The 21,742-nt window shown below is 69.0% G+C and carries 14 protein-coding genes; 6 read left to right on the top strand and 8 right to left on the bottom strand.

The window, feature by feature from the left end:
* Window positions 1-4: 4 nt before the first annotated feature.
* Window positions 5-3,295 (bottom strand): helix-turn-helix transcriptional regulator, encoded by a 3,291-nt coding sequence (locus tag AC5Y4Q_RS12075; RefSeq protein WP_499959118.1) that lies wholly within the window; start codon window positions 3,293-3,295, stop codon window positions 5-7.
* 160 nt (window positions 3,296-3,455) lie between these two features.
* Here AC5Y4Q_RS12075 and AC5Y4Q_RS12070 point away from each other — a divergent pair, with 160 nt between their 5' ends.
* The 3 genes from AC5Y4Q_RS12070 to AC5Y4Q_RS12060 all read left to right on the top strand — a co-directional run bounded on the left by AC5Y4Q_RS12070 (window position 3,456) and on the right by AC5Y4Q_RS12060 (window position 6,810).
* Window positions 3,456-4,691: a cytochrome P450 gene (locus tag AC5Y4Q_RS12070; protein WP_064923151.1), complete on the top strand. Its 1,236-nt coding sequence runs from the start codon at window positions 3,456-3,458 to the stop codon at window positions 4,689-4,691.
* 66 nt (window positions 4,692-4,757) lie between these two features.
* On the top strand, window positions 4,758-5,945 hold the full coding sequence (locus tag AC5Y4Q_RS12065; RefSeq protein ID WP_064923149.1) for an NAD(P)-dependent malic enzyme: 1,188 nt from the start codon (window positions 4,758-4,760) through the stop codon (window positions 5,943-5,945).
* Window positions 5,946-5,976: 31 nt separating this feature from the next.
* On the top strand, window positions 5,977-6,810 hold the full coding sequence (locus AC5Y4Q_RS12060; RefSeq protein ID WP_064923196.1) for a glycine betaine ABC transporter substrate-binding protein: 834 nt from the start codon (window positions 5,977-5,979) through the stop codon (window positions 6,808-6,810).
* A gap of 83 nt (window positions 6,811-6,893) precedes the next feature.
* Here the strand turns inward: AC5Y4Q_RS12060 and AC5Y4Q_RS12055 are convergent, their stop codons facing one another.
* The 3 genes from AC5Y4Q_RS12055 to AC5Y4Q_RS12045 all read right to left on the bottom strand — a co-directional run bounded on the left by AC5Y4Q_RS12055 (window position 6,894) and on the right by AC5Y4Q_RS12045 (window position 12,536).
* On the bottom strand, window positions 6,894-7,718 hold the full coding sequence (locus AC5Y4Q_RS12055) for an SDR family NAD(P)-dependent oxidoreductase (protein WP_499959115.1): 825 nt from the start codon (window positions 7,716-7,718) through the stop codon (window positions 6,894-6,896).
* Between the two features lie 197 nt (window positions 7,719-7,915).
* Window positions 7,916-11,629: a multifunctional oxoglutarate decarboxylase/oxoglutarate dehydrogenase thiamine pyrophosphate-binding subunit/dihydrolipoyllysine-residue succinyltransferase subunit gene (locus tag AC5Y4Q_RS12050; protein WP_064923145.1), complete on the bottom strand. Its 3,714-nt coding sequence runs from the start codon at window positions 11,627-11,629 to the stop codon at window positions 7,916-7,918.
* Window positions 11,630-11,753: 124 nt separating this feature from the next.
* Window positions 11,754-12,536 (bottom strand): hypothetical protein, encoded by a 783-nt coding sequence (locus tag AC5Y4Q_RS12045; protein WP_064923143.1) that lies wholly within the window; start codon window positions 12,534-12,536, stop codon window positions 11,754-11,756.
* Window positions 12,537-12,862: 326 nt separating this feature from the next.
* On the opposite strand from AC5Y4Q_RS12045, the gene AC5Y4Q_RS12040 reads away from it, so the two are divergent.
* Complete coding sequence (locus tag AC5Y4Q_RS12040) at window positions 12,863-14,755, top strand: MFS transporter (RefSeq protein WP_499959273.1); 1,893 nt, start codon at window positions 12,863-12,865, stop codon at window positions 14,753-14,755.
* Between the two features lie 24 nt (window positions 14,756-14,779).
* On the opposite strand, the gene AC5Y4Q_RS12035 is transcribed toward AC5Y4Q_RS12040, so the two are convergent.
* Window positions 14,780-15,346: an LppP/LprE family lipoprotein gene (locus AC5Y4Q_RS12035; protein WP_234786480.1), complete on the bottom strand. Its 567-nt coding sequence runs from the start codon at window positions 15,344-15,346 to the stop codon at window positions 14,780-14,782.
* A 125-nt stretch (window positions 15,347-15,471) separates the two neighbouring features.
* Here AC5Y4Q_RS12035 and AC5Y4Q_RS12030 point away from each other — a divergent pair, with 125 nt between their 5' ends.
* Window positions 15,472-17,172 carry a DEAD/DEAH box helicase gene (locus AC5Y4Q_RS12030; RefSeq protein WP_499959112.1) on the top strand — a complete coding sequence of 567 codons (1,701 nt, stop codon included), beginning with the start codon at window positions 15,472-15,474 and terminating at the stop codon, window positions 17,170-17,172.
* Window positions 17,169-18,308 (top strand): acyltransferase family protein, encoded by a 1,140-nt coding sequence (locus tag AC5Y4Q_RS12025; protein WP_125225981.1) that lies wholly within the window; start codon window positions 17,169-17,171, stop codon window positions 18,306-18,308. Before AC5Y4Q_RS12030 ends, AC5Y4Q_RS12025 begins: the two co-directional genes overlap by 4 nt.
* Window positions 18,309-18,416: 108 nt before the next feature.
* Here the strand turns inward: AC5Y4Q_RS12025 and AC5Y4Q_RS12020 are convergent, their stop codons facing one another.
* From AC5Y4Q_RS12020 to AC5Y4Q_RS12010, 3 genes are all read right to left on the bottom strand, one after another.
* Window positions 18,417-19,022 (bottom strand): TetR/AcrR family transcriptional regulator, encoded by a 606-nt coding sequence (locus tag AC5Y4Q_RS12020; RefSeq protein ID WP_499959271.1) that lies wholly within the window; start codon window positions 19,020-19,022, stop codon window positions 18,417-18,419.
* Window positions 19,022-20,242, bottom strand: coding sequence for a cytochrome P450 (locus tag AC5Y4Q_RS12015; RefSeq protein ID WP_499959109.1), 1,221 nt, complete (start codon window positions 20,240-20,242; stop codon window positions 19,022-19,024). Before AC5Y4Q_RS12015 ends, AC5Y4Q_RS12020 begins: the two co-directional genes overlap by 1 nt.
* A gap of 104 nt (window positions 20,243-20,346) precedes the next feature.
* Window positions 20,347-21,714, bottom strand: a complete 1,368-nt coding sequence (locus AC5Y4Q_RS12010) for an FAD-binding oxidoreductase (RefSeq protein WP_499959107.1) — start codon at window positions 21,712-21,714, stop codon at window positions 20,347-20,349.
* Between the last annotated feature and the right edge of the window lie 28 nt (window positions 21,715-21,742).

Below are 21,742 nucleotides of genomic sequence, written 5' to 3'. Positions count from 1 at the left end.
AGCGTCACGCCCGGCGGGCGACCTCCTGGGCGAGCTGTACCCGGGAGGTCAGCCCCAGCTTGGTGTAGACGTGAGTCAGGTGCGTCTGCACGGTACGCGGTGAGACGAAAAGCCTTGCGGCGATGTCCTTATTGCCGAGACCGTCGCTGACGAGGCGGACGACGTCGAGCTCGGTCGGGGTCAACGAGCCCCAGCCCTTCGACGGGCGCTTTCGTTCGCCGCGGCCGCGCTGCGCGTACGCGATCGCCTCGTCAGTGGACAGCGTGGCACCGTCGGCCCAGGCCTGCTCGAAGTCCTTGGCCGCCATGGCGTTACGCAGCGTTGCCACCGATGCTTCGTATGCCCCGTCGTGATACTTGAAGCGAACCGCGCCGATGCGCTGCCGGAGCCCGTCGGCCGCTCCGAAAAGGCGGGCCGCTTCGCGGTGGCTGCCGGTGCTGCACGCCACGGCAGCCAGGCACTCGAAAACCTCCGCAATCCCGGTCTGCGCCTTGGTTTCGGCGGCGATCGCCAGCGCCTCGTGCAGATCACGCTCGGCCCGCCGCGGGTCAGCCCGGGCGATGGCCACGCGCGCACGCGGCACCAGTCCCATGATCCGGTACCACCCGGTCGTTGCGGCGACACCCTCATCGGCCCACTGCTGCGCGGCGCTGAGATCGCCGGCGGCCAAGGCCGTCTCCGCTCGGCACCACCGGAATATGGCCGCGATTTCGTCGTGGACGCCGATGTGATGCCACATCAGGTCCTGCGCCTGCTTGGCGGCGGCGGCATCGCCGCGGGCCAGGGCGGCGACGCCGGCCGCCATGTGGGCGACTCCCTCGTGTACCCGGCTCAGCACTGCGCCGGTGTCGATGAGCGCACCCACCACGGTCTCGGCCTGGCTGGTCTCGCCCTGGAATGCCAACACCAGGGCGAGGTTCTGTAGGCCGAGGAACCGATTGAGCATGTCGCCGGCCGCGTCGGCCTCGGTGATCATCTCCCGGCACCGTGCGGCCTCCCCGGCGAGATCACCCTGCATGTAGCTGGCCGTCCCCAGCCAGTTGCGGCAGTAGCGCGAGTGGAACTGATCGCCAAGGGATTCGGCCAGCTCACGGCCCTCCTCGCCGGCCTCCCGGACCCCCATCAGGTCGCCCGCCACCACGGCTGCGTACGTCTTCCACCCGAGGATCTGGGCCAGCCGCCACTGGTCGCCCAGCCCGCGGGCGATCTCGATCGCCTCGGCGAAGTACGGCCGCGCTACCTCCGCCTTATAGGCGGCAATGCCCACGCAGGCGGTGAGCGCCCTGGCAAGCAGCGCCGGATCGTCGAGTTCGCGGGCGATCGCCACGGCTTCCTGGGCTTGCTCGGTGCTGTCCAACGCCAAGCCCCACGCGTTGAGCAGTGCCTTGTCGGCCAGCGCCCGTGCGCGTACCGGGCGGGGCAGATCGGCGCCGTCGGCGGCGAGGACGGCATCAAACCAGGCCGCCCCTTCCACGATGCGCCCGCGAGACAGCCAGATCGGCAACAGCGACGACGCCAGGCCCATCGCCAGTTCGATGTCGCCGTTCTCCTGGCTCCACGCGAATGCGGCACGCAGGTTGTCGATCTCGGATTCGACGTGTTCGAGCGCCTGGGCGTGGGTATCGCTGTTCGGGGTGTCGAGGGTGGCGGCCAAGGCCGTGTAGTGATCACGATGACGACTGCGGACGTCATCGGCCTCGCCGGATTCGCCCAGCTTCTCCAGGGCATACTGGCGCACCATCTCCAACATGCGGTAACGGGTTCGGCCCGTGGCGTTTTCGGCGACCACCAGCGACTTGTCGACCAGCAGGGTGAGCTGGTCGAGCACGTGGTGGCCCTTGATGGGGGCGCCGCTCGCCACGAACTGCGCGGCGTCGAGATGGAAGCCACCCATGAAGGCGGCCAATCGACGGAAGAGCACCCGTTCCGGGTCGGTCAGCAGCGTGTGCGACCAGTCGACGGAGGCGTGCAGGGTTTGCTGTCGACGCACTGCTCGCCGCGCGCCGCCGGTCAGCAGTCGGAAGCGGTCATGCAAACCGTCCAGGATTTCCTCCAGCGACAGCGCCCGAATCTGCGCTGCGGCCAGTTCGATCGCCAGGGGCATTCCATCGAGACGTCGGCAGATCTCCGCGACCGTGGTCGCGTTGGCGTCGGTGAGGACGAAGTCCGGGCAGGCGCGCCGCGCCCGGTCGGCAAACAGTTCGACGGCCTCGTCGAGCAGCGATAGTGACGGCACCCGCCAGGTGACCTCGCCGTCCACCGCGATCGACTCCCGGCTGGTCGCCAGGAACCGCAGTTCTGGACAGGCGCCGAGCAGTTCGATGGTCAGGGCTGCGGTGGCGTCGAGCAGATGTTCGCAATTGTCCAGCACCACCAGCATGTTCCGCTCGCCGAGGAATCGGATGAGAGTGTCGATGGTGGAGCGGCCCGGCTGGTCCGGCAGGCCCAGCGAACGTGCCGCGGCCACGGGCACCAGTTCCGGGTCGGTGATCGGCGCGAGATCGACATACCACACGCCGCCGCTGAACTCCTCGGCCGACAGCGCCGCGATCTCGACCGCCAGGCGGGTCTTGCCGGCGCCCCCGGCGCCGGTCAAGGTGACGAGCCGGTTGTCGGCGAGGAGCGCTCGCACGTCGGACATCTGGCCGGTGCGTCCGATGAATCGGGTCAGCTGCGGTGGAAGGTGCTGTGAGCCAACGGGTCCCGCTGTTCGCAGCGGAGGAAATTCGTTGCGCAGATCGGGGTGGCACAGCTGCACCACCCGTTCCGGCTTGGGTACGCCCCGCAGCGGATGGCAGCCCAGGTCGATCAGCCAGGCATCGGCGGGAAGCCAGTCGACCACCAGTGCTTCGGCCGCCCCGGAAAGGACGGTCTGGCCGCCGTGCGCCAAATCGCGGAGGCGCGCGGTGCGGTTGATGGTGGGGCCGATGTAGTTGCCCTCGTCGCGCAGCTGCACCTCACCGCTGTGCAGGCCGATACGCAGCCGGATCGGCGCCAACGGTGCCCGCTGTAGCTCCAGCGCGCACCCCACCGCGTCGCTGGCCCGGGCGAAGGCCAGCACGAAGCTGTCGCCCTCGCCCTGCTCCACCGGCCGCACGCCCCGGTAGGTGGCAACCAGCTGCGCCAGGGTGCGATCCAGCCGTGCCACCGCCAGGGTCATCTCATCCGGTTGGGATTCCCACAACCGGGTGGAGCCTTCGACGTCGGCCAGAAGCAACGTCACCGTTCCGGTCGGCAGCTCGTTCACGCCCACCTCACTCCACGTCACCAGCGGCGTGTCAACGCGTTCGCTCATGCTAGCCAGCATGCGGTGGCCGGGTAGGGCAAAACATCAGCACATACGCGTAGATTGCGCGCGGATTTACGACCCCGCCCGCGGCGATCTACGCGTCCTGACCGATGGTTTTGCCTTCGGCCCCTCCGATAGTCGATGTCACCCGACCAAGGAGGCCCCCATGACGACCGTCCCCACCAGCAGCCGCCCCGACATCTTCAGCGCCGATCTCCCGCGGCTGGCGTATGACCATCTGCACGACCCGGACGCAGCGCACCAACGCATCGCCGCGGCCCGGCAGCTAGCACCGCTGGCGATGGGACCGCACGGACCCGAGATCCTCAGCTACGAGCTGGTGCGTACCGTACTGCGCGACCCGCGGTTTGCCACCGCCCGAGGCCTCGGGCTGGATCTGCAGGGCATCACCTCGGGACCGCTGTGGGACCGGGCCGTTCGCAACATCCTCAGCCTCGACGGCGAGCAGCATCATCGGCTGCGCCGGTTGGTGTCCAAGGCCTTCGCGCCCCGCTCCGCCGGGCGGCTGCAGTCACTGATCATCGCGGTCATCACCGACTTGGTTGCGCCGCTGACCCCTCGTGGCCGCTGCGACGTGGTCAGCGAGATCGCCCGGCGATACCCGACGCCGATCATCTGCGCGCTGCTGGGCGTGCCGCGCCAAGACTGGCAACTGTTCTCGGACTGGACCGATGACATCAAGAAGATCTTCGACTGGAACGTCGGGAACGACGCTCCGGCGATCCTGGCGGCCTGGCAGAGCCTCGACGCCTACCTCGAGAAGTTGGTCGCCGCGCGGCGCGCAAACCTGACCGATGACGTGCTCTCCGACCTGATCCGCGCGGAAGACGACGGTGACCGACTCGCCCACGCCGAGCTGTTGATGCTCGCAGCGACTCTGTTGGGCGCAGGCACCGACACCACCCGCAATCAGTTGGCCGCCGCCGTCCAGGCGCTCTGCGATCACCCCGAGCAATGGGCGGCACTGGCCGAACGCCCGGAACTGGCACCGCGCGCCGCCGAGGAACTCATGCGCTATTACCCCGTGGTCTTCGGCACGCTCCGCAAAGCCGTTGACGACGTCGAACTCGGCGGGGTCATCATTCCCGCCGGCACCCTGGTCGTCGCCAACATCGCCGCCGCCAACCGCGACCCGGAGGTGTACACCCACCCCGGCCGCCTGGACATCACCCGCGGTGACGCAGCGCCGGTCCTGACGTTCGGCGGTGGCCTGCACTACTGCCTCGGGTCCCATCTGGCCCGGCTTGAACTCATCGAGGCGCTGCGCGTCATCACCCGGTGCCTGCCCAACCCACGGCGGAGCGGCCCGGCCCCCTGGAAAGCCATCATCGGAATCACCGGACCGGTCACCGTGCCTATCGAATTCAACGCCGCGCGTTGAGCCGCCCGGTGGCACAGCCCGGCCGACCTGAGGGTTTGAGAGCGCGCACAGTACCCTGGACTATCGATGTCCGAGAACCTTGCGAATACGGCGAACAACTCGCCGATCGTCATTGGAGACGAAGAGATCTTCGAAGCCCACATGGGCGGAAAGATCTCCGTCGACCTGAAGGCCCCGCTGGACAGCCAGCGCGCGCTGTCGATCGCCTACACCCCCGGGGTGGCGCAGGTCAGCCGTGCCATCGCGGCCGATCACACGCTCGCGGCCCGCTACACCTGGGCGCACCGGCTGGTGGCGGTCGTCAGCGACGGCAGTGCCGTCCTCGGGTTGGGTGACCTGGGTCCGGCGGCGTCGCTGCCGGTGATGGAGGGCAAGGCCGCGCTGTTCAAGACGTTCGCCGGCTTGGACTCCATTCCTATCGTGCTGGACACCAAGGATCCGGACGAGATCGTGCAGACCCTGGTGCGGCTGCGCCCGACGTTCGGCGCGGTCAACCTGGAGGACATCTCCGCCCCGCGCTGCTTTGAGATCGAGCGCCGCGTGATCGAGGCGCTGGACTGCCCGGTGATGCACGACGATCAGCACGGCACCGCGATCGTGGCGTTGGCGGCGCTGATGGGGGCGGCCAAGGTGCTCGGCCGGGATCTCTCGTCGTTGCGGGTGGTGGTCTCCGGCGCGGGCGCGGCCGGCGTGGCCTGCGCCAACATCCTGCTCTCGGTGGGCATCTCGGAGTTGATCGTGCTGGATTCGCAGGGCGTACTGCATCCGGACCGCACCGACATGAACGATGTCAAGGCCGAGCTGGCGCAGCGCACCAACCCCGGTGGTCGCACCGGCGGGCTCGCCGAGGCTCTCGCCGGCGCCGACGTGTTCCTGGGCGCGTCCGGGGGAGTGGTGCCCGAGGAGTTGATCGCCTCGATGAACCCGGGCGGTGTGGTGTTCGCGCTGTCCAATCCGGACCCGGAGATCCACCCCGACTTGGCGGCCAAGTACGCGGCGGTGGTGGCCACCGGCCGCAGCGATTTCCCCAACCAGATCAACAACGTGCTCGCCTTCCCCGGCGTGTTCCGCGGTGCGCTGGACGCCGGCGCCCACCGGATCACCGAGGCGATGAAACTGGCTGCTGCCGAAGCGATTTACTCCGTCGTCGCCGACGACCTGGCGCCGGATCGGGTGGTGCCGAGCCCGTTGGACCCCCGGGTCGAACCGGCCGTTGCTGCGGCGGTCGCGGCGGCCGCCGGCTCAGCGTCCTGAGCGCACGGTGCCCCGGCTGCAAAGACATCACCTGCGCCCGTTGGCGCTCATAGGGGCGGCGCTGCTGATCGCCGGCTGCACCGGGCAGCTCGCCCCGCCGCTGCTGAGTGTGGGAACGTCACCGGACCCGCAATCGCAGGTTCTGGCGCACCTGTACGCCAGCGCCCTGCGTGGCTCGGGTGCCCCGGTGCGCGTCGCACCCGTCGCCGACCCGGTCGCCGCGCTCGATGCCGGCGAGATCACCGTGGTGCCCGGCTTCACCGGCCGATTCCTGGCGGTGTTCGCCCCGGACTCCGCGGCGCGCTCCGACCGGCAGGTCTACTGGGCGTTGGCCGGCGCCCTGCCGGAGAGCCTCGCGGTCGGCGACTACGCCATGACGGCCGCCGACAAGCCCACCGTGGCCGTGACCAAAGCCACCGCGACCGCGTGGGGCGGCGCCGATCTGCGTGCGCTGGTACAGCACTGCGCCAAGCTGACCGTCGGCGCCGTCACCGGTGCGCGGCCACCAGCCGCAGTGGGCCGGTGCGTACTGCCCAGGCTGCGTGAGTTCGCTGACGACGCTGCCTTGTTCGCCGCGCTGCGCGGCGGCCGGATCACCGCGGCGTGGACCACTACGGCCGATCCCGGGGCGCCCGACGACGCCGTGATGCTCGCCGACGGCACACCGGCGTTGGTGCGCGCGGAGAACGTGGTGCCGCTGTACCGGCGCAATGCGCTGACCGAAGCCCAACTGCTGGCGATCAACCAGGTGGCCGGGGTGCTGGACACCGCTGCCCTGGTCGACATGCACCGCCAAGTGGCTGGTGGCGCCGACCCGCAGGCAGTGGTGGACGCCTTTTTGGACGAACACCCGCTCGGGCGGTAGCCGATCGCCGCCCCGCGGGCCGCGAATCGGAATCTGACGACACGACACGCCTATGTCGCGTCGTCAGATTCCTACTGGATGCGCTACCGGGGCATGAATTTCGGGATGACGAACGTGAACAGCCGTTGGTATCCCGAACCCAGGACACGCACGAGCAGATCGAGAACCTTGGCGTCCTTGCCGATGAGCACCCGAGCCCGGTTCTTGCTGACCCCGGCCAGGATCACGCGGGCAGCCTCTTCGGCGGTGGTGGCGGCCAGCCGCCGGTCGAAGAACTCGGCCATCGCGGCGGCGTCCAGCCCCTCGGCGACGGTGGCGTTGCGGGCGATCGCCGTCTTGATGCCGCCCGGGTGCACCGTGGTGACCTTGACCGGGTGCCCGGAAATGGCCATCTCCTGACGCAACGCCTCGGTGAAGCCGCGGACAGCGAACTTCGCCGCGTTGTAGGCGCCCTGGCCCGGTGTCGACAGCAGCCCGAACAAGCTGGAGATGTTGACGACGTGGCCGTCGCCGGAGGCGATCAGGTGCGGCAGGAAGGCCTTGGTGCCGTTGACCACGCCCCAGAAGTCGACATCCATCACCCGCTCGATGTCCTTGAACTGGCTGACCTCGATGTTGCCGCTGTAGGCGATGCCGGCGTTGTTGTAGATCTGGTTGACCTTGCCGAAGTGCTCCTTGACCTCGTCGGCGTAGGCGAGGAACGCTTCCCGCTCGGTGACGTCGAGCCGGTCGGCCTTGACCCGCACGCCCAGCGCGGTCAAGCGCCGCTCGGTCTGGGCGAGCCCCTCGGTGTCGACGTCGCTGATCGCCAGCTGCGCTCCCGCGCGGGCCAGCTCGATGGCCAGCGCCTGGCCGATACCCGAACCGGCACCGGTGACGACGGCGACTTTCCCGGCGAATCCCTGCATGTGCTCTCCCAGCAGTCGGTGGACCACCCGAGCTTATCCGGTACCGGCGGTACTGGATTAGTCGGCCTCGGTGAGCGTGCGCAGTTGCTCAGCACGACGCGGCGTGTTGCGCACAGACGCTCGCCGGTGTTGAGTGCGTTCGCTCAGCCGAACGCCTCGTCGGCGTTTGATGCTCCTCGATTGTTCGGCTTCGTTCCTCAGCCGAACGCCTCGTCGATGATCTCCTGCTGTTCGACGGCGTGCACCTTCGACGAACCCGACGACGGCGCCGACATGGCGCGGCGCGAGATCCGCTTGATCCCGGTCAGCTTGTCGGGCAACAACTCCGGCAGCTCCAGGCCGAACCGCGGCCACGCTCCCTGGTTGGCCGGCTCCTCCTGCACCCAGAAGAACTGCTCCACGTTGGGGTAGCGGTCCAGGGTCGCACCCAGCCGCCGCTTGGGCAGCGGGGCCAGCTGTTCGATCCGCACGATCGCCACGTCGTCGCGGCCGTCCTTGGCTTTGCGGGCGGCCAGCTCGTAGTAGAGCTTTCCGCTGGTCAGCAGGACCCGGGTGACCTTGCTGCGGTCGCCGTCGCCGTCCTCGTAGGTGGGCTCCTCGAGCACCGAGCGGAACTTGACGTCGGTGAAGTCCTTGATGTCGCTGATCGCCGCCTTGTTGCGCAGCATCGACTTCGGGGTGAACACGATCAGCGGCCGCTGGATCCCGTCGAGGGCGTGCCGGCGCAGCAGGTGGAAGTAGTTCGACGGGGTCGAGGGCATCGCGATCGTCATCGAACCCTCCGCCCACAACTGCAGGAAACGCTCGATGCGCCCGGAGGTGTGGTCGGGCCCCTGGCCCTCATGGCCGTGTGGCAGCAGCAGCACCACATTGGACAGCTGACCCCACTTGGCCTCACCGGAGCTGATGAATTCGTCGATGATCGACTGGGCCCCGTTGACGAAGTCGCCGAACTGCGCCTCCCACAACACCAGGGCGTCCGGGTTGCCGACGGTGTAGCCGTACTCGAAGCCGACCGCAGCAAACTCCGACAGCGGCGAGTCGTAGACCAGGAACTTGCCGCCGCTCGGGGTGCCGTCGGGCGTGGTGGCCAGCAGCTGCAGCGGGCTGAACTCGGCGCCGTTGGTGTGGTCGATGATCACCGAGTGGCGCTGCGAGAAGGTGCCGCGGCGGGTGTCCTGTCCGGACAGCCGAACCAGCTTGCCTTCGGCCACCAGCGAACCCAGCGCCAGCAGTTCGGCGAACGCCCAGTCGATCTTGCCCTCGTAGGCCATCTCGCGCCGGCGCTCCAGCACCGGCAGCACCCGGGGGTGCACGGTGAAGCCGTCGGGAATCGCCATGAACGCATCGCCGATACGGGCCAGCATCGCCTTGTCCACCGCGGTGTTCAGCCCGCGCGGCACCTGCTGTTCGGACTCCACCGACTCGCTGGGCAGCGCCGCGTGCTTCTCCAGTTCGCGGATCTCGTTGAACACCCGCTCCAACTGACCGTGGTAGTCGCGCAGGGCGTCCTCGGCCTCTTTCATCGAGATGTCGCCGCGGCCGATCAGGTCCTCGGTGTAGCTCTTGCGCACCCCGCGCTTGGTGCCGATCACGTCGTACATGTACGGGTTGGTCATCGACGGGTCGTCGCCCTCGTTGTGCCCGCGGCGGCGGTAGCACAGCATGTCGATGACGACGTCCTTGTGGAACTTCTGGCGGAAGTCCACCGCCAAACGGGCCACCCAGTCACACGCTTCGGGGTCGTCGCCGTTGACGTGGAAGATCGGCGCGCCGATCATCTTGGCGACGTCGGTGCAGTATTCGCTGGACCGCGAGTGGTCCGGCGCCGTGGTGAACCCGATCTGGTTGTTGACGATGATGTGGATGGTGCCGCCGACGCGGTAGCCGGGCAGCATCGCCATGTTCAGCGTCTCGGCCACCACGCCCTGCCCGGCGAACGCGGCGTCGCCGTGCAGCATCATCGGGACCACCGAGAATGCCGGCTGGCCGTCGCTGTCCGAGGCGCCCCGGTCCAGCAGATCCTGGCGGGCCCGCACCAGCCCCTCCAGGACCGGGTCGACGGCCTCCAGGTGCGACGGGTTGGCGGTCAGTGACACCTGAATGTCGTTGTCGCCGAACATCTGCAGGTACACCCCGGTGGCGCCCAGGTGATACTTGACGTCGCCGGAGCCGTGCGCCTCGGCCGGGTTGAGGTTGCCCTCGAACTCGGTGAAGATCTGCGAGTAGGGCTTGCCGACGATGTTGGCCAGCACGTTGAGCCGGCCGCGGTGCGGCATGCCGATGACGACTTCGTCGAGCCCGTGTTCGGCGCACTGGTCGATCGCCGCGTCCATCATCGGGATGACGGTCTCGGCGCCCTCCAGCGAGAAGCGCTTCTGCCCGACGTACTTGGTCTGCAGGAAGTTCTCGAACGCCTCGGCGGCGTTCAGCTTGCTCAGAATGTACTTCTGCTGCGCCACAGTCGGTTTGATGTGCTTGACCTCGATGCGCTCCTGCAGCCACTGCTGCTGCTCGGGCTCGAGGATGTGGGTGTACTCCACGCCGACGTGGCGGCAGTAGGCGTCGCGCAGCACCGACAGGATCTCGCGCAGCTTGCGGAAGTCGCCGCCGGGCAGGCCCTCGACCTTGAACTCGCGGTCCAGATCCCACAGCGTCAGGCCGTGGGTCAGCACGTCGAGGTCGGGGTGGCTGCGGAAGCGGGTGTTGTCCAGCCGCAGCGGGTCGATGTCGGCCATCAGGTGGCCGCGGTTGCGGTAGGCGGCGATCAGCTCGACGACGCGGGCGTTCTTGTCCACCACCGAGTCGGGGTTGTCGGTGCGCCACCGCACCGGCTCGTAGGGGATGGACAGTTCGAAGAAGATCTCGTCCCAGAAGGCGTCGGAGAGCAACATCTCGTGCACGGTGCGCAGGAAGTCACCGGATTCCGCGCCCTGGATGATGCGGTGGTCATACGTCGAGGTCAAGGTGATCAGCTTGCCCACGCCGAGTTCGGCGATGCGCTGCTCGCTGGCCCCCTGGAATTCGGCGGGGTACTCCATGGCGCCGACACCTATGATCGCGCCCTGACCGGCCATCAGCCGGGGCACCGAATGCACGGTGCCGATGGTTCCGGGGTTGGTCAGTGAGATCGTCACCCCGGAGAAGTCCTCGGCGGTCAGCTTGCCGTCCCGGGCGCGGCGCACGATGTCTTCGTAGGCGGCGACGAACTGCGCGAACCGCAGGGACTCGGCGCCCTTGATGGCGGCCACCACCAGGGAGCGCTTGCCGCCGGCGCCCTGCAGGTCGATGGCGAGTCCCAGATTGGTGTGCGCCGGGGTGACCGCAGACGGTTTGCCGTCGACCTCGGCGAAGTGCCGGTTCATGTTGGGGAACTGCTTGACCGCCTGCACCAGCGCGTAGCCCAGCAGGTGGGTGAAGGAGATCTTGCCGCCGCGGGTCCGCTTGAGCTGGTTGTTGATGACGATGCGGTTGTCGATCATCAACTTGGCCGGCACGGCACGCACGCTGGTGGCCGTCGGCACCTCCAGCGAGGTGGACATGTTCTTGACCACGGCGGCGGCCGCCCCACGCAGCACCTGCACCTCGGCGTCGGCGGCCGGAGCGGGGGCCTGCGAGGGGGCGGGCTTGGCGGGCTTCGCCGACTTTGCGGGTTTCGCGGCGGTCGCCGGTGCAGCTGGGGCAGCCGGTGGTGCAGCTGGCGCCGCCGGTGCAGCTGGGGCTGGTGGTGCCGCTGGCGCAGGTGGCGCCGGCGGGGACGCGGGTGTCGGCGACCCATCACCGCCGGGCTTGTAATCGGCCAGGAACTCGTGCCAGCTCGGATCGACCGACGACGGATCGTCGCGGAATTTGCGGTACATCTCCTCGACTAGCCATTCGTTCTGACCGAAGGGTGAACTCATACCGCTCACGACTGCTTCTCGCCTCGATTCCTGGTCGTCCGGCGAGGCATGTGCGCCGCGCCCGCCTGCCTCATAAAGGCTAGCCTCTCCCAGTTATTCCGCCAGGCTCGCCGCCGAATGTCCGCCGGCCTGATCAGGCCGACGGTTGCGCGGGACTGGCATCGTCGTCCCGCAGGGCCGGCAGCAGATGCAACGTGACCGGCCAGCGGTCGGCGGCCGGGCCGAACGCCTTGCGGGCATTGCCGATGATCTTCTTGCCCATCATGCGGTTGCCCAGGGCCCCGATCACCGCGCCCAGGCCGACCGGTAACAGCTTGCCGAACGCCAGCGCCCCGCGCCGCAGGGTGAAACGCTTGACGAAGTACCGCAGCAGCCGGGAGTTCAGCTCCGACACCGCCGGCAGGGGCAGGGCGGCCGTCCCCTCGGTGAGCCACGCGCCGCTGGTGCGGCCCGAGCCGAGCAGGTCGGCCACCGCACCCTTACCCTCGTCGCCGACCAGCACCGCCAGCACCAGGGCGCGACGTCGCTCCCGGTTGTCGACCGGAATGCCGTGCACCTCGGCGACGGCGAGCACGAAGAACGCGGTGGCCTCCAGGAAGACCGCGGTCTCCCCGGCGACCGCCGACAGCGCGAGCAGGGTGCCGATCGCCGGCACCGCCGCGGTCGCGCCCACCGCGGCACCGCTGGCCGTCGCCGCCGCCAGGTAACGCCTTTCCAGCTTCGCCACTACCTGCGCCGGGCTGGTGCCGGGCTCACTGTGGCGCAGTCGCTCCACGTAGGCCCGCACCGCCGGGCCCTGCACCCGCTCACTGCGCTCGATGACCCGCGACAGCACCCGGGCCGCCATGCTGGGCTTCTCAGCGCCGGGGGCCGGCGCCGGTTCCTGCGCCGACCGCCGTCGTCGAAAGATGCCCATGTTGCCTCCCGTTTCGCCGCCGTGGTGTTCAGGCTAACGCCCCGCTAGAGGTTTACCCGCTTCAATAGCGCAGTAGCCATCCAGCAGCGAATCCCCGCGTCGGGGCCGCGAGTTGTTCAACGCAAAATCTGTCCGTAGCGTCGGATCAAGTGGCTTCATGCCCGCAACCGCAGAGCGCAGCGAGGGGAGGGGCGGCGCTTGTGAGCACCGCGAGCAGCCGGACTCGACCCGGCGATCACGGGAGGCATGGCGAGGCCGTGCGAGTCGCGGCCTCGCGATCGCCCGGCTCGGCGGATGCGACCAATCCGTGGCACGCGCTGTGGGCGATGATGCTGGGGTTCTTCATGATCCTGGTGGATTCCACGATCGTCGCGGTCGCCAACCCCAGCATCATGGCGGCGCTCGACATCGGCTACGACACGGTGATCTGGGTCACCAGCGCCTACCTGCTGGGCTACGCGGTGCCGCTGCTGGTCGCCGGACGACTCGGCGACCGGTTCGGTCCCAAGTACCTTTACCTGGCCGGGCTGGCGGTGTTTACCGCCGCCTCGCTGTGGTGCGGGCTAGCCGGTGGGATCGCGATGCTGGTCACCGCGCGGGCGGTGCAGGGCGTCGGGGCGGCGCTGCTGACACCGCAGACCCTGTCGGTGATCACCCGAACGTTCCCCGCCGACCGTCGCGGTATGGCGATGAGCGTGTGGGGGGCGACCGCCGGTGTCGCGACGCTGATCGGACCGCTGGCCGGCGGGGTGCTGGTGGACCGGCTCGGCTGGGAGTGGATCTTCTTCGTCAACGTTCCGATCGGCGTCCTCGGCTTGGTCCTGGCGTTCCTGCTGGTCCCTGATCTGCCCGTGCATCGGCATCGGTTCGACCTGCTCGGGGTGGCGCTGTCGGGCATCGGGATGTTCCTGGTCGTCTTCGCCTTGCAGGAGGGGGAGTCGCAGGGGTGGGCGCCGTGGATCTGGGCGCTGGTCGTGGGAGGCATCGGCTGCCTGGCCGTCTTCGTCTACTGGCAGGCGGTCACAGCGGGCGAGCCGCTGGTCCCGCTGCACATCTTTCGTGATCTGGATTTCGGCCTGGCTAACTTCGGGGTTGCGGTCATCGGTTTCGCGGCTACCGCGATGGTGCTGCCGGTGATGTTCTACGCGCAGGTGGTGTGCGGGATGTCGCCGACCCGGTCGGCGCTGCTGACCGCGCCGATGGCGATCGCCACCGGCGTGCTCGCCCCGGTCGTCGGCAAGATCGTCGACCGGGCACATCCTCGCGCGGTGGTCGGGTTCGGTTTCTCGGTGCTGGCGATCGCGCTGACCTGGCTGTCGATCGAGATGACGTCCACCACCCCGGTGTGGCGCCTGCTGCTGCCGTTCGCGGCGGTCGGCGTCGGGATGGCGTTCATCTGGTCGCCGCTGGCGGCAACGGCCACCCGCAACCTCCCGCCGCACCTGGCCGGTGCCGGCTCCGGGGTCTACAACGCGACCCGCCAGGTCGGAGCCGTGTTAGGCAGCGCCAGCATGGCCGCCTTCATGACATCGCGGATCTCCGCCGACCTGCCCCCGATGCCGGGCGGCCCGCACCCCGACGGGCGGCAGCTGCCCGAGTTTTTGCACGAGCCGTTTGCGGCGGCGATGTCGGAGTCGACGCTGCTGCCCGCCTTCATCGCCCTGTTCGGGGTGGCCGCCGCGTTGTTCCTGGTCGGCATCGTCATCCCGCCGGCCCGCCGGACACCGCGGGCGATCGACGGCCCCGATGACCTGCCCGATTTCAACGATCTCGACGAACTCGACGACGGGATTCGCCTCGCCGATGCACGCGTCGTGGAACGCGTCAGCTTGCCGCGCCACTTCGCGGCGTTGCGCGCGGCCCGCGACGTCGACGAGCCGACCGAGTTGCTCCCGACCGTCGCCCCGAGCGAGCCGGAGGCCCGCCGCGGCGCCCCTCGACCAGTCCGGCATCCAGCCCGACATGACGATCCCGTCACCGAGCCGCTGACCGTCGAACTCCCACGGGTGCCGGTGCCGGAGTCGGAGCCGCTGAGCCACAACGGCTTTCATGTCGACGCCGAACAGCACTTCCGGTCGGTCACCAACGGCACGCCGGTGCCTGACGTGTTGGCGAAGTTCGGTATCACCGGCAGGGGCCCGGCGCGCCGCAACCGGCACTACCGGGAGGATCCCGACGACACCGATGATCTCGGGCGGCCCTCGCACCGCGACCATTAGTGCGGGTGCGGGGCCGGTTCGCGGTTATCGGCCGGTGTTGCCGATGATCTCCACGCCGGTGCCGTTCCAACGGAACTTGACCAGCCCACTCAACCCGGCGATGCCGCTGGCGTTCTTCAACGCCACCGTGTCGGCAGTGCACTGTGTGAGGTCGATTCCGTTGAACCCGTAGGTGTCCGGCACCGATTGCGGAACGAACACACCGCGATGGAACAGCACCGCCCGGGTGCTGGGACGTTCGGCGTTGGTATTGGCCTTGACGATCACCGCCGACAGGTCGGCACACTCGCTGTAGTTGCCGGCGACGGGTTCCGGGCTCCACGGCTGACCGCTGCGCGGGTCGCGGGGCAGCTCCGAGACGGCTTTGACGATCGCCGGGGCGGCCAGGTTGACCGCGCACGGGTCCGCCGGCGCCGGGCCGGCGCTCGTCGTCGGCCCGGTCGTGGGAGAGGTGGCAGTCCCGTCGGCGGCGGCCGGAGGGCTGGTGTTCTGCGGTGTCTTGGCGACGGTGGAATCGCCTGAACTGCAACCGGCCAGCAGCACCACGCCCAGCCCGCCGACCACGACAAGGGGTCTAGCGGCAGCAAACACACCGGGCACCGTACCGTCGCGCGCACGACAACTCCGGGAGGCGCGGCCGACACACCGGCGCCTTGGCGGGTGCGCCTCGGCTGTGGCGATAGAAGGGCGCGGTTGCCCGTAGACTGCTAGGCGCGATGACCTCCCCTGATGCCCTTCCCACGACCTTTGCTGACCTGCAGATCCACCCTTCGGTGTTGCAGGCCGTCGCCGACGTCGGCTACGAGACGCCCTCGGCGATTCAGGCCGCCACCATCCCGGCATTGCTGGCCGGCTCCGATGTGGTCGGCCTGGCGCAGACCGGCACCGGCAAAACCGCAGCGTTCGCCATCCCGATCCTGTCGCGCATCGACACCGCCAGCAAGGCCACCCAGGCGCTGGTGCTGGCGCCCACCCGGGAGCTGGCCCTGCAGGTGGCCGAGGCGTTCGGGCGCTACGGCGCGCACCTGCCGCGGGTCAATGTGCTGCCGATCTACGGCGGAGCGTCCTACACGGTGCAGCTGTCCGGGCTCAAGCGCGGCGCCCAGGTGGTGGTCGGCACTCCGGGCCGGGTCATCGACCATCTCGAACGCGGCAGTCTGGACCTGTCGCACCTGGACTACCTGGTGCTCGACGAAGCCGACGAGATGCTGCAGATGGGGTTTGCCGAGGATGTCGAGCGCATTCTGGCCGACACCCCGCAGTACAAGCAGGTGGCGTTGTTCTCCGCGACGATGCCGCCGGCGATTCGCCGGATCACCGCCCGCTATCTGCATGACCCGGTCGAGGTCACCGTCGAGGCGAAAACCACGACGGCGGAGAACATCTCCCAGCGCTACATCGAGGTCGCCGGCCCGCGCAAGATGGATGCCCTGACGCGGGTGCTCGAGGTCGAGTCCTTCGAGGCGATGATCGTGTTCGTCCGCACCAAGCAGGCCACCGAGGAGGTCGCCGAAAAGCTGCGTGCCCGAGGGTTTTCCGCGGCCGCGATCAACGGTGACATCGCCCAGGCGCAGCGTGAGCGGACCATCGCCGCGCTGAAGAGCGGCAACATCGACATCCTGGTCGCCACCGATGTCGCAGCCCGCGGCCTGGACGTTGAACGCATCTCACACGTGGTCAACTACGACATCCCGCACGACACCGAGGCGTACGTGCACCGCATCGGCCGCACTGGGCGGGCGGGGCGGTCCGGCACCGCGCTGCTGTTCGTCAGCCCACGGGAACGCCACCTGCTCAAGGCGATCGAGAAGGCGACCCGCCAGAAGCTCACCGAGTCGGCGCTGCCCACGGTTGAGGATGTCAACGCGCAGCGGGTGGCGAAGTTCGCCGACTCGATCACCGCCACCCTCAGTGCTCCCGGCGCCGATGTCTTCCGCGGCCTGGTCGAGGAGTACAGCCGCGAGCACAACGTTCCGATGGCCGACATCGCCGCTGCGCTGGCGCTGCAGTCCCGCGACGGCGAGGCATTCCTGATGGAGCCCGAACCGCCCGCTGCCCAACGTCGTTCGCGGGAGAGGGCCGATCGGCCCGGTCGCAAGGACGACCGCAAGAGCGGTCCCAAAGACGGCTTCGCCACCTACCGGATCGCGGTCGGCAAGCGGCACAAGGTCTCCCCGGGTGCGATCGTCGGGGCACTGGCCAACGAAGGCGGCCTGCACCGCAGCGACTTCGGCAACATCAGCATCCGGGTGGATCACTCGCTGGTGGAACTGCCGGCGAAGTTGTCGGGCAAGACACTCAAGGCGCTGGAGCGCACCCGCATTCAGGGCCAGCTGATCAACCTGCGCCGCGACCGCCCATTCGGCAAGCCCGACCGCCACGGCGACGGGGGGACGTACCGGAAACGGATGGGATGACGCTGCCGCAGGAGGAGGTCGCCCAGGGCGGACTCGAGCAGGTCTCCCGCGTCGACCGGGTCGCGTCGCTCACCGGCGTGCGCGCGGTGGCCGCGATATTGGTCGTCGGCACCCACGCGGCCTACACCACCGGCAAGTACACCCACGGCTACGCCGGCCTGCTGGGCTCCCGGATGGAGATCGGGGTGCCGATCTTCTTTGTGCTCTCCGGTTTTCTGTTGTTCCGGCCCTGGGTGCGCGCCACCGCCTTCGAGCGTCCGGCACCCTCGGTACGCCGCTACGCCTGGCACCGGGTGCGGCGCATCATGCCCGCGTACGTCGTCACGGTGCTGCTGGCCTACCTGATCTACCACTACCGCACCGCCGGCCCGAATCCCGGCCACAACTGGATCGGTCTGCTGCGCAACCTGACATTGACCCAGATCTACACCGACAACTACATGTTCGGCTATCTGCATCAGGGCCTCACTCAGATGTGGAGCCTCGCGGTGGAGGTCGCCTTCTATGTGGTGCTGCCGCTGCTGGCCTGGCTCACGCTGGTCTGGCTGTGCCGGCGACAGTGGCGGCCGGTGCGCCTGCTGGCCGGGCTGGCGGTGGTGGCGGCGATCAGCCCGGCCTGGCTGATCCTGGTGCACGCCGGTGACTTTCTGCCCGACGGTGCCCGGCTGTGGCTGCCGACCTACCTGGTCTGGTTCGTCGGCGGAATGGCGCTGGCGGTGCTGCAGGCGATGGGTGTGCGCTGCTACGGCTTCGTGGCGATTCCGCTGGCGCTGATCTGCTATGTCATCGCGGCCACCCCGATCGCCGGGGAACCCACCACCTCGCCGGCCAAACTTTCCGAGGCACTGGTCAAGGCCGGCTTCTACGCCGCGATCGCCACTCTGGCGGTGGCGCCGCTGGCACTGGGCAACCAGGGCTGGTACGCGCGGTTGCTGGCGAGTCGGCCGATGGTGTGGTTGGGGGAGATCTCCTATGAGATCTTCCTGGTCCATCTGGTGCTGATGGAGGTGGTGATGGTGGAGGTGCTGCGCGCACCGGTGTACACCGGCTCGATGCTCAACCTGTTCGTTGGCACGATGGCGGTCACCATTCCGGTGTCCTGGTTGCTGCACCGGTTCACCCGGGTCAAGGCCTGAGCCGCGTTGCCGGCCGGACCCACAGGGCTAGTTGCCCGCCTCTGCGCGACAAATCGCGGTCGGCTCGGCCACGCACCCGCCGTTGTCGCGCAAAGGCGGGCAGCTCTCCTATTCCCCTGAACCGGCCCCCGCCGACCTGAGCCGGTCCGGTGCAACGACGACCGGCACCACGAACTGCACCAGCATCGCCCGCTCGTCGTCGGGGTCGCGGCCCGGGAAGCTCAGCAGCGACGTCATCACCCGCACCACCCAGCGGGCGCGCTGCTGCACCGCCGCGGTGTCGTCGGTCCCCAGCGCGGACAGGAAGGTCGTGACCATCACCGTGATGACCTCGGAGCGCTCGGCCATCGCGGCACCGATCGGCGGACCGGTCTCGGCGAACCACGACGCCAGCGCCGGGTTGGCCCGCACCAGCGCCAGCGACTCGGTGATCCCGGCGACCAGCCGCTGGGCCGGATCGTCGATACCGGCCAACCGCTCGGTCAGCTGCTGATACAGCGCGTTGGCCCAGCGGTGCACGTAGGCGGTGTAGAGCGCGTCGCGGCTCTCGAAGTAGCGGTACAGCGTGGCGCGCGAACACCCGGCCGCACGGGCGATTTCAGTCATGCCGACCGAGCCGGGGTCATGCTCGGCGAACAACGTCTCGGCCGCGTCGAGGATCTTCTCGGCCGCCAGTTCGCCGCGCTGATCCGACAGCCAGGACCGCCCGGCCATCATGACGCGGCGGTGAACGGAACCGACAGCGGTCGGCGCACGTAGCTGCCGCCGGCCCAGCGGATCCCGGCCTCGTCGATCGCATAGTCCGGGCAGCGGGCGAGCAGCTCCTCCAGCGCCACCCGCGCCTGCATGCGGGCGGCCTGGTTGCCGATGCAGTGGTGCGCGCCATAGCTGAAGGTGAGGATCTGGTGCGGCTTGCGCAGCACGTCGAGTTCGGCGGCGTCCGGCCCGAACTGGCGCTCGTCGCGGTTGCCCGAGCCGTAGAGCAGCAGCACCTTGCGGCCGGCCGGAATGGTGGTGTCGCCGACGGTCACGTCCCGGGTCGTGGTGCGGGCCAGACCTTGCACGGGCGAGGTCAGCCGCAGCAGCTCCTCGACGGCGTCGCGGATCAACTCCGGGCGGTCCACCAGCAGCCGCCGCTGGTCGGGGTAGCGTTGCAGCAATTGCACTGAGCCGCCGAGCATTCCGGTGGTGGTGTCGTTGCCGCCGGTGACCATGGTGAAGGTGAACGCCAGCACCGCCAGCAGTCCCTTGATGTCGCCGTCGGCGCCCATCCCGGCCGCCACCAGATGCGAGACGGTGTCGTCCTCGGGTTCGGATCGGCGGCGTTCGATGAGCGCGGTGAAGTAGGCCATCATCTCGCCGATCGCGTCCCCGGCCGAAGCGACCCCGTCCTCGCTGGTGGTGGCGGCGACGATCGCGTCGGTCCAGCCGTCGAACTGGGCCCGGTCCTGCTCCGGCACCCCCAGGTAGTGCGCGACCACCATCGACGGCAGCGGCTTGAACAGGTCGACGACGATGTCCCCGCCGCCGTCGGCCTGCAGCCGCTCGAGGCGTTGCACGACGAACTCGCGCACCTTGGGCTCCAGCCGCTCGACCTGCCGCGGCATGAAACCGCGCGCCACCAGCTTGCGGAACTCGGTGTGCACCGGCGGATCCTGCATCACCATCGGCGGGTTGTCGGCCAGCCCGATCATCTCCAGCTCGCCGTAGTTGATGGTCAGTCCCTGCGCGGAGGAGAAGGTCTCGTGGTCGGCGGCCGCCGCCCAGATGTCGGCGTGCCGGGATAACACGTAGTAGTCGTGGTCGGGCTTGTCGGCGGGGACCACGTGGTGAACCGGGTCGTGATCGCGCAGCGCGGCGTACATCGGCCACGGATTCGGCCAGGTTTCGGCGTTGCACGGCTCGAACTTCGGATGAGACAAGGCGGTCGTCATGTCTCATTGATACGACAATCGCGCGCTCTGTGTCAATGGTCGAATCGGAAATCCACGACAAGACACGCGGGGGAAGCGTCGCAGGATTCCGAGTCGCGGTGCGGTCAGATCCCCGCGCCCGGGTTGAGGATGTTCAGCGGGTCGAGTGCGGCCTTGACCCGCTGGTTCAGCGCCATCGCGTCGGGGCCCAGCTGCTCGGCCAGCCAGGGCCGCTTGAGCCGCCCGACCCCGTGCTCGCCGGTGATGGTGCCGCCCAGGGCGATCGCCAGATCCATGATCTCGCCGTAGGCCGTCTCGGCGCGGCGCACGTCGTCGGGATCATTCGGGTCGTGCACGATCAGCGGGTGGGTGTTGCCGTCGCCGGCGTGGGCGATCACCGCGATCATCAGCCGGTGCTCGGCGGCGATCTTCTCGATCCCGGTGATCAGCTCGCCCAGCTGCGGCAGCGGCACCCCGACGTCCTCGAGCAATAACGGCCCCTTGGCCTCGACGGCCGGGATGCAGAACCGCCGGGCCGCGACGAAGCCTTCGGCCTCGATGGGATCGTCGGTGGAGAACACGTCCTTGGCGCCGTGCTCGGTGAACACCGCAGCCATCAGCTCGATGTCCTCGGCGCCGGCATGACCCCGCTCATCGGAGGCGGCCACCAGCATGGCGGCGGCGTCGCGATCGAGCCCCATCCGCAGTTGGTCCTCGACGGCGTTGATCGCCGCGGAGTCCATGAACTCCAGCATCGACGGGCGCAGCCGCCCGGAGACGTCGAGCACCGCCTCGGCCGCGGCGCCCACCGAGTCGAACGTGGCCACCACCACCGCCGACTTGGGTTGGGCCGGCAGCAGCCGCAAGGTCACCTCGGTGATCACCCCGAGGGTGCCCTCGCTGCCGACGAACAGTTTGGTCAGCGAGAGGCCGGCGACATCTTTGAGCCGCGGCCCGCCCAGGCGCACCGCGGTGCCGTCGGCCAGCACCACCTGCAGACCCAGCACGTAGTCGGTGGTGACGCCGTATTTGACGCAGCACAACCCGCCGGCGTTGGTGGCGATGTTGCCGCCGATGCTGCAGATCTCGAACGACGACGGATCCGGCGGGTACCACAGGCCGTGCGCGGCGACGGCCTTCTTCACCTCGGCGTTGAGCAGGCCGGGCTGGCACACCGCGGTGCGGGTGACGGGATCGACGGTGATCTCGCGCATCTTCTCGGTGCACAGCACGATCCCGCCGTCGACCGCGGTGGCGCCGCCGGACAGTCCGGTGCCCGCGCCGCGGGTCACCACCGGCACCCGATGCGCGCTGGCCCAGCGCATCACCGTCTGCACCTCCTCGGTGCGTAGCGGCCGCACCACCGCCAGCGGTGTGCCCGCCAACGGGTCCAGGGCGTTGTCCTGCCGGTAGCCCGCGGTGATCGTCGGATCGGTGACCACCATCCCGTCGGGAAGGTCGGCGATCAACGGGGCGAGCGCGTCGGAATCCACGCAGGCGATCCTACGGAGCCGGGTGCCG

The sequence above is a fragment of the Mycobacterium sp. NGS16 genome (genome assembly GCF_059813225.1).
The sequence above is the reverse complement of the archived record's forward strand: the minus strand, read 5'-3'. Positions and strand labels throughout refer to the sequence as shown.

Coding starts and splice junctions, on each gene's coding strand:
- AC5Y4Q_RS12025 (WP_125225981.1), top strand. CDS start 17,169: ATGACGCTGCCGCAGGAGGAGGTCGCCCAGGGCGGACTCGAGCAGGTC.
- AC5Y4Q_RS12055 (WP_499959115.1), bottom strand. CDS start 7,718: ATGCAGGGATTCGCCGGGAAAGTCGCCGTCGTCACCGGTGCCGGTTCG.
- AC5Y4Q_RS12070 (WP_064923151.1), top strand. CDS start 3,456: ATGACGACCGTCCCCACCAGCAGCCGCCCCGACATCTTCAGCGCCGAT.
- AC5Y4Q_RS12020 (WP_499959271.1), bottom strand. CDS start 19,022: ATGGCCGGGCGGTCCTGGCTGTCGGATCAGCGCGGCGAACTGGCGGCC.
- AC5Y4Q_RS12075 (WP_499959118.1), bottom strand. CDS start 3,295: ATGAGCGAACGCGTTGACACGCCGCTGGTGACGTGGAGTGAGGTGGGC.
- AC5Y4Q_RS12045 (WP_064923143.1), bottom strand. CDS start 12,536: ATGGGCATCTTTCGACGACGGCGGTCGGCGCAGGAACCGGCGCCGGCC.
- AC5Y4Q_RS12040 (WP_499959273.1), top strand. CDS start 12,863: ATGATGCTGGGGTTCTTCATGATCCTGGTGGATTCCACGATCGTCGCG.
- AC5Y4Q_RS12065 (WP_064923149.1), top strand. CDS start 4,758: ATGTCCGAGAACCTTGCGAATACGGCGAACAACTCGCCGATCGTCATT.
- AC5Y4Q_RS12015 (WP_499959109.1), bottom strand. CDS start 20,242: ATGACGACCGCCTTGTCTCATCCGAAGTTCGAGCCGTGCAACGCCGAA.
- AC5Y4Q_RS12030 (WP_499959112.1), top strand. CDS start 15,472: ATGACCTCCCCTGATGCCCTTCCCACGACCTTTGCTGACCTGCAGATC.